Annotated in this window: 2 protein-coding genes (1 of these 2 cut by a window edge); both read left to right on the forward strand. The window is 69.5% G+C overall.

Annotated features, from left to right (window positions below; genetic code table 11):
• Window positions 1-9649 carry the 3' portion of an SDR family NAD(P)-dependent oxidoreductase gene (locus tag LZC95_05485; GenBank protein WXA96288.1) on the forward strand. The gene continues 899 nt to the left of window position 1, outside the view, so only the last 9649 of its 10548 coding nucleotides appear in the window; its start codon lies beyond the left edge, outside the window; the stop codon is at window positions 9647-9649.
• On the forward strand, window positions 9646-15954 hold the full coding sequence (locus LZC95_05490; GenBank protein ID WXA96289.1) for a type I polyketide synthase: 6309 nt from the start codon (window positions 9646-9648) through the stop codon (window positions 15952-15954). The genes LZC95_05485 and LZC95_05490 overlap by 4 nt, the downstream gene beginning before the upstream one ends.
• The last annotated feature ends 3 nt before the right edge of the window (window positions 15955-15957 follow it).

The raw sequence follows: 15957 nt of genomic DNA on the forward strand, positions 1-15957 counted from the left end.
TCGCAGCCAGGGCCTCACGGCGCCGAACGGTCCCTCGCAGCAGCGCGTGATTCGCGATGCGCTGGCGGCCTGCCGCCTCACGCCCGCGGACATCGATGCCGTGGAAGCCCACGGTACGGGCACCGCGCTGGGCGATCCCATCGAGGCGGGCGCGCTCGTGGAGGTCTTCGCAGCGGGCAGGCCCGCGGACCGGCCCGTTCATCTGGGGTCGTCCAAATCGAACTTCGGGCACATGCAGGCTGCGGCCGGCGTGTCGGGCGTGATGAAGGTGGTGCTCGCGTTGCAGCATGGCCTCTTGCCGAAGACGCTGCATGCCGAGGAGCCCACGCCGCTCATCGATTGGGCGAAGAGCGGTCTCTCGCTCCTCCAAGAAGCGCGTCCGTGGCAGCCGAAACAGGGGCGTCCGCGTCGCGCGGGCGTGTCGTCGTTCGGCGTGAGTGGGACGAATGCGCACGTCATCATCGAGGAAGCGCCTGCGCAGCCGACGCCGTCGGCGCAACCGGCGGTACTGGAGGCGTACCCTCTTTTGATCTCGGGCCGAGACGAGGCGGGACTGCGCGCGCAGGCCGGTCGCTGGGCGGCGTGGTTGCGCGAGAACCCCGCGCAGTCGCTGTTCGACGTCGTGTACACGGCGGCGGAGCATCGGACCCACTTCGAATCGCGGGCGTCGGTCTCGGTGAAAAACGCGGCGGACGCGGTGGAGGCACTCGAAGCGCTCGCCGCGGGGCGTTCGCACCGCGCGGTGGTCCAGGCGACGGCGCAGAAGCGCGCCAAGGTCGTCTTCGTCTTCCCCGGGCAGGGAAGCCAGTGGCGCGACATGGGCAAGGAGCTTCTCGCGGCCTGCCCCGAGTTCGCCGCGGTGGTTGCGCAATGCGACGCCGCGCTAAGGCCATGGACGGGGTGGTCCGTCGCGGCGCTGTTGCGCGGCGAGGAGATGGCCGATGCGCCCCTCGATCGCATCGACGTCGCGCAGCCGATCCTCTTCACCATGTACGTGGGCCTCGCGGCCGCGTGGCGCTCGCTCGGTGTGGAGCCGGCGGCCGTGGTGGGCCACAGCCAGGGCGAGGTGGCCGCCGCCGTCGTCGCGGGCGCGCTGACCATCGAAGAGGGCGCGCGTGTGATTGCGGTGCGAAGCCGTGCCCTGCGCACGGTCAGCGGTCAGGGCGAAATGGCCGTGGTGGAGCTTCCCATCGCCGAGGTGGAGCGGCTCATTTCCCGCTACGACGGAGCCGTCTCCATCGCCGCGGTGAACACCGCGACCTCCACGGCCATCTCGGGCGATCCCGACATGGTGGCCGAGCTTCTCGACGAGCTGGACGAGCAGGGCGTCTTCTGCGGGAACCTGAACGCCGACGTCGCCTCGCACAGCGCGTACATGGATCCGATTCTGCCGGGCATCGCCTCCGAGCTCGCGGTGCTTCGGCCCAAGGCGGCGCAGGTGCCCTTCTACTCGACGGTCACCGGTGCGGTTCTCGGTGGTGAGGCGCTGGATGCTGCGTACTGGTGCCGCAACTTGCGCGAGCCGGTGCGGCTCGACATGGCCCTCGCGCAGATGCTCGCCCAGGGGCACGGCGTGTTCGTGGAGGTGAGCCCGCACCCGCTCCTGGCGATGCCATTGACGACGGGAACGTCGGAGGCGGGCGGGGTCGTGGTGGGCACCCTTCAGCGTGAGCAAGGCGGTCTGGCGCCGCTGCTCGCCAACCTGGCCACGTTGCACGCGTACGGCCACGACGTCGATTGGAAGCGCGCGTTCGCGCGGCAGGGGCAGCTCGTGGCGGAGCTTCCCACGTATGCCTTTCAGCGTGAGCGCTATTGGCAAGAGACCCCGGCCGAGCGGCGCGATGTGCGCCAGCTGGGGCTCGGGTCGCCGGATCATCCGTGGCTCGGCGCCGTCACCGCGCTGGCCGATGAACAAGGTCACCTCTGGACGGGGCGCCTCTCGCTCCGCGAGCACGGGTGGCTGAGCGATCACGCCGCCTTCGGCGTGGTGCTCGCACCGGGCACGGGGCTGCTCGAGTTGGCCCTGACCGCCGCCCGCGCCATCGGCGCCCCGCGCATCGCCGAGCTTACGGTGAGCGAGCCTCTGCTCCTCGCAAGCGACCCCGTTCGCCTCCAGGTGATGGTGAATGCACCGGACGGTGCCGGCCGCCGCGCCATCTCGATCTGGAGCCAGCGCGAGTCGGAGGACGGCGTGTGGACGCGCCACGCCGCCGGAGAATTGAGCGCCGAGGAAAAGGGCGCTCCCGAGCCCGGGCCGTCTCTTCCCGAGAACGCGGAGACCGTGTCGCTCGACGGCTTCTACGAGCGCCTCCGCGAACGCGGCCTGGAGTACGGGCCGGCCTTCCGCGGCCTCGTCGAACTGCGCCGCCTCGGGGCTGTCGCCCACGCCCGCGTGGCCCTTCCCGAGAGCGTGAAGGCGAGCGCCGGCGCCTACGGCATGCACCCCGCGCTTCTCGATGCCGCGCTCCACGCCCTGGCCGCGCTCTCCGAGGGCGCACTGCTTCCCTTCTCGTGGTCCGACGTGGAGCTGTTCGCCACCGGCGCCACCGAGCTCGATGTCCGTGTGGAGCTTGCCCATGCCCAAGGCGGCGACAGCGCCCGCGCGAAGATCCTCGTCGCCGACGCCTCCGGGCAGCCGGTGCTCCGCGCCGGAGAGCTCCACCTCCAGCGCGCGAGCGCCGAGCAATTGCAACGCTCCAAGGCGAGCGGCACGCGCGATCTCTACCGCGTCGAGTTTCAGCCGGTGCAGGCGCCCGCGAGCGCCGAGGAACCGCGCCGCGTCATCGTCGATGCGACGGGCGCCTTCGAGGGCAACGTCGGCGCCGCCGCGCAGGTTGCGGCCGTCGAGGCACTGACGAAGCTGCAGGCCATGGTTGCCGACCCCGAGCTGGAGTCGGCCGAGATCGTGTGGGTCACGCGAAATGCCGTGCGCGCGAGCGGCACGGAGACGCTGGACCTCGTGCACGCCCCCGTGTGGGGCTTGATTCGATCTGCGCGGAGCGAGACCTCGGACCGCGTGCTGCGTTTGCTGGACGCGGGCACCGAGCCGCTGGATGGCGACTTGGTCGAGCAGGCGCTCTCGATGGGCACCGAGCCCGAGCTGGCGCTTCGCGATGGCCAAATCCTGGGCGCGCGCCTGGTGCGCGTCTCCAGCGAGGGCGCGTGGAAGGGCCTCGACCCCGAGGGCGCGGTGCTGATCACCGGCGGCACGGGCGAGTTGGGCCAGGCGCTCGCGCGTCACCTGGTGGCGGCGCACGGTGTGCGTCACCTGGTGTTGACGTCGCGCCGAGGTCCCGACGCACCGGGCGCCGCGGAGCTGGTCGCATCCTTGAAAGAGCACGGGGCCGAGAGTGTGCGTGTGGTGGCGTGCGACGTGTCCGATCGCGCGCAGGTGGCCCACGTCCTCGCAGGCACCGCGTGGACCGCCGTGATGCACCTGGCCGGCGTTCTGGACGACGCCACCGTCCAGGGCCAACACGCGGATCGCTTCGCGCGGGTGATGGCGCCGAAGGTCCAAGGCGCGCTGCACCTCGACGAGCTGACCGCGGGCATGGACCTGCGCGCCTTCGTGCTGTTCTCGTCCGCCTCGGGGACGCTGGGCGCCGCAGGGCAAAGCAACTACGCCGCGGCGAACACCTTCCTGGACGCGCTCGCCGCCGATCGGCAGCGTCGCGGCCTACCCGCCACGAGCCTCGCGTGGGGTCTCTGGAATCCCGCCGGCATGGGCCTGACCGCGCGCCTTGCGCAGGCGGATCTCGCGCGTTTCCGTCGCCAGGGCATCGCCGCGCTGTCGATCGAGGAGGGCATGGGCCTGCTCGACGCGGCGCTGGCGCACGGCGACGCGCAGCTCGTGCCGGTGAAGGTCGACGCGACGGCGTTGCAGCGTGGCGTCGCCACCGAGGAGAGCCTTCCCGTTCTTCTGCGGTCCATCGTGCGGCCGCGTCTGCGTCGCGCCGCATCGGGCGACGCGAAGTCCTCGAGCCTGGGCGAACGCCTCGCGGCGATGCCCGAGGGCGAGCGCCTCAAATGGCTCGTGCAACTGGTTCAGCGCGAGGCCGCGGTGGTCCTGGGCCTTGCGGGCCCCTCGTCGGTGCAGCCGCAGCATGTGCTCAAAGAGCTCGGTCTCGATTCGTTGATGGCCGTGGAGCTGCGCCGCCGATTGGCGACGGAGACGGGCGTGTCGCTGCCGGCGACGCTCGCGTTCGATCATCCGACGCCGACCGCGATTGCGACCCTGCTTCTCGCGCGCACCTCGCTGTCGCGAGGCACATCGCCCGCCCGTTGGCACACCACGCGAACGACGCGCGCCAAGCACGACGAGCCGATTGCCATCGTATCGATGGCCTGCCGCCTTCCGGGCGGGGTGGAGAGCCCCGAGGGCTACTGGGACGTTCTGCGCGAAGGGCGCGACGTCATCGAGGAGTTCCCTGCGCGCTGGCAGGCGCTCGACGTGTTCGACCCCGATCCCGAGGCGATTGGCAAGAGCTACACGAACCGAGGCGGCTTCGTGCGCCGCATCGACGAGTTCGACGCGGGCTTCTTCGGCATCTCGGCCCGCGAAGCGGTGGCCATGGACCCGCAGCAGCGCTTGATCCTGGAGACGTCCTGGGAAGCGCTGGAGCGCGCCAAGTTGGTCGCGGAGGATCTGCGCGAGAGCCGGACCGGCGTCTACATCGGCTCGATGGGCTCCGACTACGGAAGCAACCAGCGCACGGAGATGGATCTTTTCGACGGCTACCAAGGCACGGGCAGCGCGGCCAGCGTCATCTCGGGCCGTGTGGCCTACGTACTGGGTCTCCAAGGCCCCGCGGTGACGGTGGACACGGCCTGCTCCTCGTCGCTGGTGGCGCTGCATCTCGCCTGCACGGCACTGCGGCAGGGCGAGTGCGAGCTCGCGCTGGCGGGCGGTGTGACGGTGATGAGCACTCCGTCGCTGTTCGTGGAGTTCAGTCGGCTGAAGGCCCTCGCAAGCGACGGCCGTTGCAAGAGCTTCTCGGCAAGCGCCGATGGGACGGGTTTTTCCGATGGCTGCGCCATGTTGGTGCTGAAGCGCCTTTCCGCCGCACAACGCGACGGAGACCGCATCCTGGCCGTGATCCGCGGGTCGGCGGTGAACCAGGACGGGCGCAGCCAAGGGCTGACAGCCCCGAACGGGCCGGCGCAACAGCGGGTGATTCGCGATGCGCTGGCCGCAAGCGGCTTGGTGGCCGCCGACATCGACGCCGTGGAGGCCCACGGCACCGGTACGACCTTGGGCGATCCCATGGAGGCGGGGGCTCTAGCCGAGGTCTTCGGGCCAGGCCGTGATGGCGAGCGCCCGCTCTATTTGGGGTCGGCCAAGTCGAACTTGGGTCACACGCAGGCGGCCGCGGGCATCGCGGGTGTGATGAAGATGGTTCTGGCCCTCGAGAACGAGCTGCTGCCGAAAACACTGCACGCCGAGGAGCCGAGTCCGCATGTCGCGTGGGAGGGCAGCGGGCTTGCGTTGTTGCGTGAGTCGCGTGCGTGGGGTCGTGGGGAACGGGTGCGTCGGGTGGGGGTGTCGTCGTTTGGCATCAGCGGGACCAATGCCCACGTGATCCTCGAGGAGCCCCCCGCTCCCGCTCCCGTGCCCGTGCCCGTGCCCGTGCCCGTCTGCATGATCCCGGTATCGGCCCGCGACGAAGCGTCGCTGAAAGCGCAGATCGCGAAATGGGAAACATGGCTCCGGGCGCACCCCGAGCAGCGGCTGGAGGACGTGGCCTACACGTCGTGGGCGCATCGGACCCAGTTCGAGGTGCGTGCAGCGGTGGTGGCGCACAGCACGGAGGAAGCGGCAGCGGCATTCGAGCAAGGCCGCGTGCTGCGTGGAGTGAACGGTGGGGCCGAGACGAAGCTGGCAATGCTCTTCACGGGGCAGGGAAGCCAACGTGCGGCGATGGGCCAAGGCCTGTACGCGGCGTATCCCGAGTTCCGGCGCGCGTACGACGAGGTGATTGCGCACTTCGATCGACCGCTGGACGAGTCACAGCTGGATCGAACGGAGTACACACAGCCCGCGCTGTTCGCACTGGAGGTGGCGCTGTATCGCCAATGGCAAGCCTGGGGCCTGGAGCCGAGCGTCCTGGTGGGCCACTCGATCGGAGAACTGAGCGCAGCGCACGTAGCGGGCGTCTTGAGTCTCGCCGACGCCGCAAAGTTGGTCTGCGCCCGCGGCCGTCTGATGCAGGCCTGCGAAGCCGGCGGCGCGATGGCCTCGATCGAAGCCACCGAAGCAGAGGTACTCGCTGCCCTCCAAGGCCGCATCTCGATCGCAGGATTGAACGGCCCGCGGCAGACGGTGGTCAGCGGAGACGAGTCGGCGGTCCAGGCAATCCTTGCGCACTTCGAGGCGCAAGGCCGTCGCGCGAAGCGGCTGCGCGTGTCGCACGCATTCCACAGCGCCCACATGGACTCGATGCTGGAGGCGTTCGCCAAGGTCGCGGAGAGCTGCACCTACCACCCGCCGACCGTGACCCTCGTTAGCACCTTGACCGGCGCCGTCGAAGAAATGGCGACCGCCGCCTACTGGGTCAAGCAAGTACGCGAGCCCGTTCGCTTCCTAAACGCCGTGACAACGCTGCAGTCGCAGGGCGTCACGCACTACCTGGAGTGCGGCCCGTCGGGCGTGCTGACGGCCATGGCCACCGGCTGCCTCGGCGACGACTCGCGCGCCACCTTGGTTCCAAGCCTTCGCGGCGAGCAAGACGAAGCGCGCGACCTCGTGAGCGCTCTGGGCGCCCTCCACGTGAGCGGCCTTGCCCTCGACGTCCGCAAGATCTACGCGGGCCGCGAAGTGCGTCGTGCAGAAGTACCGACCTACGCCTTCCAGCGGCAACGCTACTGGCAAGAGACCGCGAGCGCACGCAACGACGTACGCTCGGTGGGGCTCACCTCGCGCGAGCACCCATGGCTTGGCGCCGTCACCACCTTGGCCGAGGGCCAGGGCCACCTGTTCACGGGCCGCATCTCAGCGCGGGAGCACGCCTGGCTCAACGACCACGCCGTCTTCGGCACGATCCTGGTTCCCGGCACGGGTCTCCTCGAACTGGCCCACGCCGCTGCCGACGCGGTAGGTGCCCAGATCGTCTCGGAGCTGACCCTGGCAGAGCCCATGGTGCTGCGCGAGAAGGGCAGCCTGCGCCTCCAAGTCACCGTGGGTGCCGCAGACGCGGAAGGACGCCGCCCGATCGGCATCCATAGCCAGGACGAAGACGGCTCCGACCCGGCGGCGTGGCGCCATCACGCCATGGGTGAGCTTCGCGACGAATCGAACCTCGCGCCCGCAAGCCCCGAGTCCTGGGACCTCTCCGACGCCGAGCCGATCCCCCTGGAAGGCTTCTACACCCGCCTGCGCAGCTACGGCTTGGAGTACGGCCCGGTCTTTCAAGGCTTGGTCGAACTCCACCGCCGCGGCAACGTGGCCTACGGCCGCGCGGTGCTTCCCGAGGGTGCGCACGCCAAAACCTACGACCTCCACCCAGCTTTGCTTGACGCCGCATTGCATTCACTGGCCGCCCTCACGGAGACCGACGAAGCTCGGACCCAGCCGCCCCAGAGCGTCTTGCTCCCGTTCTCCTGGAACGATGTCGAGCTCCACGCGACCGGCGCGACCGAGCTTCGCATCCGCATCGAGCTGGAGACCGGCACCGAGCACGCGACCGCCAAGGTCCTCGTCTCGGACGCAGACGGTCAGCCCGTTCTTCGCATCGGCTCTCTGCTTCTGCAGCCCGCGAGCGCCGAGCAAATCCAAGCCTCGCAGCGCGCCGAGCACATGTACTGCGTGGAACTGCAACCCGTTCGCGCTTCCGAGAACGACGACTTGGCGCCCGCCGATGACGTCCTCGTCTCGGCCGACGATGTGAGCGCGCTCCTGGCGCGGCTCGACGCCGGCGAGCCGGCTCCGCGCAGCGTGGTCGTCGATGCCACGGAGCCGTCGGTGCCCCAAAGCTCCGAGCACGCCCGCCTCACCCTTGGCCAAGCGACCTTGCGCTCGACCCTCGAAGCATTGCGCACCTTGCAGCGTCTCGTCGCGGATCCGCGTCTCGAGTCAACCATGTTGACCTTTGTTACGCGGGAGGCGCTCGATGGCGTCGATCTGGAGCATGCCCCCATCTGGGGCTTGGTCCGGGCCGCGCGCAGCGAGCATCCGGAGCGCGCACTGCGCCTCGTCGACATCGGCTCCGAGCCCGAAGGCCGCACCCACTTGGATCGCGCCCTCGCCATCGCGAACGAACCCGAGCTGACCCTTCGCGATGGTGAAATCCTCGCCCCGCGACTCGTTCGCGCCTCCTCGCCGAACACCGCCGAGGCCACGCCCCGTCTCTCCCCGGAGGGCACCGTGTTGCTCACAGGCGGCACGGGCGAACTCGGTCGCGAACTCGCGCGTCACCTGGTGGTGGCCCACGGCGTGCGCCACCTCGTTCTGACCTCGCGACGCGGCATGGACGCGCCCGGGGCGCAGGCCCTCGTGGATTCGCTTCGGGAATGCGGCGCCGAGACCGTGCGCATCGCCGCGTGCGACGTGGCCCAGCGTGACCAAGTGGCCGCGCTCCTCGCCGGCGTCGAGCGCCCCTGGACGGCGGTCGTGCACCTCGCCGGCGTTCTCGACGACGGCACCTTGCAGACGCAGAACGCGGACCGTTTCGCGCACGTGATGGGCCCGAAGGTGGACGGCGCCGTGCACCTCCACGAGCTCACCCAGGACAAGAACCTCGATGCCTTCGTCCTCTTCTCGTCGGCGTCCGGCACCTTCGGAACCCCAGGCCAGAGCAACTACGCCGCCGCCAACGCCTTCCTCGATGCCCTCGCCGCGCACCGCCGTCGCCAGGGACAGCACGCCGTCAGCCTTGCCTGGGGCCTTTGGGCGCCGGGTGGTACAGGTTTGACCGCCGGTCTATCCAAATCGACCCTCGATCGATTCCGCCGCCAAGGCATCGCCGCGCTATCGACGGACGAGGGCCTTCGCCTCTTCGACACCGCCCTTCAACGGCCCGAAGCGCACCTCGTGCCGCTGAAGCTCGCCACCACGCCGAGCGATCCGCATCCGCTCCTTCGCGCTCTCTCCCGACGAACGCGGAAGCGCGCAGGAACGTCGCCGGCGGGCGAGTCCAATCTGCGCGAACGCGTGCTCGCACTGCCCGAGAACGATCGCCTGAAGTTCCTCACCACCATCGTTCGGCGCGAAGCGGCCGCGGTGCTCGGAGCCTCGGGCATCGACGGCGTGCAACCGCAGCACGTGCTCGCGGATCTCGGCCTCGATTCGTTGATGGCCGTGGAGTTGCGCCGCCGCCTTTCCGCGGAGGCCGGCGTTTCGCTGCCCGCCACCTTGGCCTTCGATCATCCGACGCCCGCCGCGATTGCGCAGCTCCTTCTCGACCGTACCCAGGCTCTTCCAACGCAAAGCCGGCGAAGGCTCACCAAAGCGCAGCTCGATGCCGTCGCGGAGCTGTTGCTCGGGGCCACGCCGGAGCAACTGGAAACGGCGGGTGTGGCGTCTCGCCTCTTCGATCTTCAACGCGCGCTGTCCCAAGTCGTCGTTCCGCAGCGCGCCCCGGTGGTGGACATCGACACCGCCAACACGGACGACCTCTTGGAATTTCTGGACCGCAAGCTCGGGATGGCCGAATGAACACGTCAGGTACGGAGAAGCTCGAAGTCTATTTGCGGCGCACCACCAACGCGCTTCTCGAGGCCGAGAAGAAGCTCGCCGCCGAGCGCGCGAGCCGCACGGAGCCCATCGCCATCGTGTCGATGGCCTGCCGTCTCCCCGGTGGCGTGGACAGCCCCGAAGCCTACTGGGAGCTGCTCCGCGAAGGCCGCGACGCCATCGAATCCTTCCCCGAACGATGGGACGCACTCGACGTCTTCGACCCCGATCCGGAAACCGCCGGCAAGAGCTACGTGCGCGAGGGCGGCTTCATTCGCGGCGCAGATCGATTCGACGCGGGCTTCTTCGGCATCTCGCCGCGCGAAGCCATGTCCATGGATCCGCAGCAGCGCTTGATCCTGGAGACGACCTGGGAAGCGCTCGAGCGCGCGTCGATGGTTCCGGAGTCGCTGCACGGGACCAAGACGGGCGTCTACCTCGGCACGATGGGCTCCGACTATGGTCACAGCCCGCGCGGGGATCTCGCGGCCTTCGATGGCTTTCAAGGCACGGGCACCGCATGCAGCGTGATCTCGGGCCGGCTGTCCTACGTGCTCGGTCTGCAAGGCCCCGCGGTGACGGTGGACACCGCCTGCTCGTCGTCGTTGGTGGCGCTGCACCTTGCATGCACAGCGCTGCGGCAGGGCGAGTGCGATCTGGCCCTTGCGGGTGGCGTGACGGTGATGAGCACCCCCGCGGTGTACGTGGAGTTCAGTCGCCTGAAGGGCCTCGCCGGCGACGGGCGGTGCCGCAGTTTTTCCGCGCAGGCGAGCGGCACCGGCTGGGCGGAGGGTTGCGGCATCGTGGTCCTGAAGCGCCTTTCAGCGGCCCAGCGAGATGGTGACCGTGTGCTGGCCCTGATCCGCGGGTCGGCGGTGAACCAGGATGGTCGCAGCCAGGGCTTGACGGCGCCGAACGGGCCGTCGCAGCAGCGCGTGATCCAGGACGCGCTGGCCGCAAGCGCCTTGGTGGCCGCGGACATCGACGCCGTGGAGGCACACGGCACCGGTACGACCTTGGGCGATCCGATCGAAGCGGGTGCACTGGCCGCCGTATTTGGCCCGAATCGCGAAGAGACGCGGCCGCTGTACCTGGGGTCGTCGAAGTCGAACATCGGGCACGCACAGGCGGCCGCGGGCATCGCGGGCGTGATGAAGATGGTGCTGGCCCTCGAAAACGAGCTGCTGCCGAAAACGCTGCACGCCGAGGAACCGAGTCCTCATATTGCGTGGGAGGGCAGCGGGCTTGCGTTGTTGCGTGAGTCGCGTGCGTGGGCTCGTGGGGAACGGGTGCGTCGGGCGGGGGTGTCGTCGTTTGGGTTTAGTGGGACGAACGCCCACGTCGTCCTCGAGGAGCCCCCCGCCCCCGCCCCCATGCCCGTGCCCGTGCCCGTGCCCGTGCCCGTGCCCGTCTCCCTTCTGACGGTGTCGGCCCGCGACGAAGCCGCGCTGAAGGCGCAGATCGCAAAATGGGCAACATGGCTGCGGGACCACCCCGAATCGCCGCTGGAGAACGTGGCGTACACCTCATGGGCGCACCGTACGCAGTTCGAAGTGCGCGCGGCGGTGGTGGCGCGCAGCACGGAGGAGGCGGCAGCCGCACTGGAAGCGGAGAAGGTGCTCCGCGGAATCTGTGGTAGCGGCGAGACGAAGCTGGCAATGCTCTTCACGGGGCAGGGAAGCCAACGTGCGGCGATGGGCCAAGGCCTGTACGCGGCGTATCCCGAGTTCCGGCGCGCCTACGACGAAGTGATCGCGCACTTCGATCGACCGCTGGACGAGTCACAGCTCGATCGAACCGAGTACACGCAGCCCGCGCTCTTCGCACTGGAGGTGGCGCTGTATCGCCAATGGCAAGCCTGGGGCCTGGAGCCGAACGTCCTTGTGGGCCACTCGATCGGAGAACTGAGCGCAGCGCACGTAGCGGGCGTCTTGAGTCTCGCCGACGCCGCAAAGTTGGTCTGCGCCCGCGGCCGTCTGATGCAGGCCTGCGAAGCCGGCGGCGCGATGGCCTCGATCGAAGCCACCGAAGCAGAGGTACTCGCTGCCCTCCAAGGCCGCATCTCGATCGCGGGATTGAACGGCCCACGGCAGACAGTGGTCAGCGGAGACGAATCGGCCGTGCAATCCGTCATGGCGCACTTCGAGGCACAAGGCCGTCGCGCGAAGCGCCTGCGCGTCTCGCACGCATTCCACAGCGCCCACATGGACTCGATGCTGGAGGCGTTCGCCAAAATCGCAGAGAGCTGCACCTACCACGCGCCGACCGTGACCCTCGTCAGCACGCTGACCGGCGCCGTCGAAGAAATGGCGACCGCCGCCTACTGGGTCAAGCAAGTACGCGAGCCCGTTCGCTTCCTAAACGCCGTGACGACACTACAGTCGCAGGGCGTCACGCACTACCTGGAGTGCGGCCCGTCGGGCGTGCTGACGGCCATGGCCACCGGCTGCCTCGGCGACGACTCGCGCGCGACGTTGGTTCCAAGCCTTCGCGGCGAACAAGACGAAGCGCGCGACCTCGTCAGCGCCCTGGGCGCCCTCCACGTGAGCGGCCTCGCCCTCGACGTCCGCAAGATCTACGCGGGCCGCGAAGCGCGTCGTGCAGAAGTGCCGACCTACGCCTTCCAACGGCAACTCTATTGGCAACAAACCCCGAGCGCACGCAACGACGTACGCTCGGTGGGCCTCACCTCGCGCGAGCACCCGTGGCTTGGCGCCGTCACCACCTTGGCCGAGGGCCAGGGCCACCTGTTCACAGGTCGCATCTCGGCGCGGGAGCACGCCTGGCTGAACGACCACGCCGTCTTCGGCACCATCCTGGTCCCCGGCACGGGCCTTCTCGAACTGGCCCACGCCGCCGCGGACGCGGTGGGCGCCCAGATCGTCTCGGAGCTCACCCTGGCGGAACCCATGGTGCTGCGCGAGAAGGGCAGCCTGCGGCTCCAAGTCACCGTGGGCGCCGCGGACGCGGAAGGACGCCGCCCGATCGGCATCTACAGCCAGGACGAAGAGGCAGCCGACCCCACCGTGTGGCGCCGTCACGCGGCGGGCGAGCTTCGCGATGAAACCGGCGAAGCCCCCACGGCTTCGTGGAACCTCACCGACGCCGAGTCGATCCCCCTGGAAGGCTTCTACGCGCGCCTGCGCAGCTACGGCCTGGAGTATGGCCCGGCCTTTCAAGGCTTGGTCGAGCTGCGCCGCCGCGACAACGTCGCCTATGGCCGCATCGTCCTCCCGGAGACCCTTCGCCCGAGCGCGTCGGCTTTCGCCATCCACCCCGCGCTCCTGGACGCCGCCCTTCACGCGCTAACGGTGCTCGCTCCCGAGCAGCAACACGATGACACCATCCTGCTTCCCTTCGCATGGACCGACGTCGAGCTCCACGCGACGGGCGCCACCGAGCTTCGCGTTCGCGTCGAGCTGGACGCCGGCGAGCACGCCCGCGCGAAGCTCGACATCACGGACGGCGCCGGCCAGCCGATTCTTCGCGTGGGCGCCCTCGTCCTGCAGCGCGCGAGCGCGTCCCAGCTCCAGGCCTCCAAGGCCACCGGCGCCGAGCACCTGTACCGCGTCGAGTTCCAACCGCTGAAGGGCACCCACGACAGCGCGCCCGCCTCCAGCGATACGGTCACCCTGAAGACCGTCGCCGACGCCGACGCCCTGATCCGCTCCCTCGACACGCACCCCGCGGGGCCGCATCGCATCCTCGTCGATGCGACCTTCGCCAACGAAGCCGCATCCCCCCTCTCCGAAACGACGGACGCGCTGACCCTCCTCCAACGCTTGCTCGCCGAACCCCGTCTCGCGGCGGCGAAGCTCGTTTGGCTCACGGCGGGTGCGGTCCACGCCACCGCCGACGACGCGCTGACCGATCTCCGGCGTGCCCCGCTTTGGGGACTGCTCCGAACGGCTCGCGCCGAGCACCCGGATCGCATCATCCGGCTCATCGATGTTGGCGCCGGCAACGATCGCAGCGACCTTCTCACCCAGGCCCTCGAGGCCGATGCCGAACCGGAGATTGCGCTGCGCGGCGAGCGACCCCTCGCGGCGCGGCTGGTGCGTGCACGCAGCTCGAAACAAGCTCTCACGTCGCCGGCTACGGCGCACTGGCAGCTCGATATCCAAGAGAAAGGCCGCCTCGACACATTTGCCTTGGTTCCGTCCGAGCTGCCGGAGGCGCCGGCACCTGGGTACGTTCGGGTCGCCGTGCGCGTGGCCGGGATGAACTTCCGCGACGTCCTCAACGCGCTCGACATGGTCTCGGCCCCGAAGCTCGGGCTCGAGTGCGCGGGGGTCGTCGTCGCCGTCGGTGCGGGGGTCGAGCACTTGCGGGCCGGTGATCGCGTGATGGGCCTGGGCACGGGCACCTTCGGCACCCACGTCGACACGGACGCGCGTTTGCTGGTGCGCATCCCCGACGCGCTGGATTTCGCGGAGGCCGCCACCATCCCGCTCGCCTTCCTGACCGCCCTCTATGCCCTCGACGATCTCGGTGCGCTTCGGGCCGGCGAGACGATCCTGGTGCACGCCGCCGCCGGCGGTGTGGGCATGGCCGCCGTGCAGCTCGCGAAACACCGCGGCGCACACGTTCTCGGCACCGCGAGCCCGGGCAAATGGGGCGAGCTGCGCAAGCTCGGTCTCGCCGATGACGCCATCGCCTCCTCGCGCGATGCGAATTTCGCCGGCGCATGGTCTCTGGCCAAGCGCCGCGTCGACGTCGTGCTCAATTCGCTGACCGGCGAATTCGTCGACGCCTCCTTGAATCTTCTCGCCTCGGGCGGGCGCTTCCTCGAAATGGGCAAGACCGATGTTCGCGATCCCAGCGACGTCGCCATCCTTCACCCCGGCGTCGGCTACCGCGCCTTCGACCTGATGGACACCTCGGCCGAGCGCATCGCCGAGATGCTCGGCGAGCTTGCCTCGCTTCTCGCCCAGGGCGCCATCCGCCCGCTTCCCCATGCCGCGTATGACCTGCGTGAGGCCCCGAGCGCATTCCGCTACATGGCGCAGGGGCGGCACGTCGGAAAGCTCGTCCTCACCGTGCCGCGCGCGCTCGACCCGCACGGAACGGTTCTCGTGACCGGTGGAACCGGTGAGCTGGGGCAGCTCGTTTCCGAGCACCTCGTGCGCCAGCATGGTGTGCGCCATCTGGTGCTCACCTCGCGGCAAGGCGCATGCGCACCCGGCGCCGACGAAATGGTGCGCCGCCTCCACGCGGCCGGCGCCGAGACCGTGCACGTCGTGGCATGCGACGCCGCGGACCGCGCCCAGATCGCCGAGGTCCTTGCGACGGCCACGGAGCGGCCGTGGACAGCGGTGTTTCATCTCGCGGGGCTCCTCGATGATGGCATGCTCGCGGGGCAAACGGCGGACCGATTCGCGCGCGTCATGGCGCCGAAGGCAGGCGGTGCGCTGCACCTGCACGAGCTCACGCGCACTATGGACCTTGCGGCCTTCGTGCTCTTTTCGTCGGCTGCCGGAACGCTCGGCGCAGCAGGGCAAAGCAATTACGCCTCCGCCAATGCCTTCCTCGATGCGCTCGCGGCGCATCGGCGTCAGCGCGGGCTTCCGGCGAGCAGCCTCGCGTGGGGCCTCTGGGTGCAGCAGGGCACCGGCATGACCGCGCACCTCGGAAAGAACGAGCTCGCGCAAATGCGCCGGCAAGGCGTGGTCCCTCTCTCGGTCGAGCAGGCGCTCGCCCACCTCGATGCCGTGCTCGCGCGACCGGAGCCGCACCTCGTTCCCATTCGCCTCGAGACCGCGACGTTGCAGCGCAAGTCCGACCATGGCGGTGAGCTGCCGCGCCTCCTCTCGGCGCTGGTGCAGGCTCGCGGACGCAAGACGGCCATCGCGGGCGAAGGCAAGCGCGGGCCCGCCGAGCAGCTGGCGGCTTTGCCCGAGGCCGAGCGGCTGCCCTGGTTGGTCGAGTTGGTGCGGGCCGAGGTGGCGTCGGTGTTGGGACTCGCAGGTGCGGACTCCATCGCGGGCGACAAGTTGCTGCGCGATCTCGGACTCGATTCGCTGATGGCCGTCGAGCTGCGCAACCGCCTTTCCAAGTGCGCGATGGTCACGTTGCCGACGACCTTGGCGTACGACTACCCGACTGCGCAGGCCATCGCGGAGCTTCTGCTCCGTCGCCTCGGACCGAAGCACACCGAAGTACGCAAGGAGGCGCCGCCTCCTCCGGAAGAAGCCGTGAATTGGGACGCGATGCGCGAAGCCGAAACGCTGACCCTCGCGCAAATGGATGAAGCACTCGATGCGCTCTTGGGCGCGGACGCACGCTGAGGC

It is taken from the genome of Sorangiineae bacterium MSr12523 (genome assembly GCA_037157775.1).
GTDB classification, from domain to species: domain Bacteria; phylum Myxococcota_A; class Polyangia; order Polyangiales; family Polyangiaceae; genus Pendulispora; species Pendulispora brunnea.

What these genes read in the sequence shown, in the direction of transcription:
- LZC95_05490 (WXA96289.1), top strand. Translation starts at nt 9,646, where the DNA reads ATGAACACGTCAGGTACGGAGAAGCTCGAAGTCTATTTGCGGCGCACC.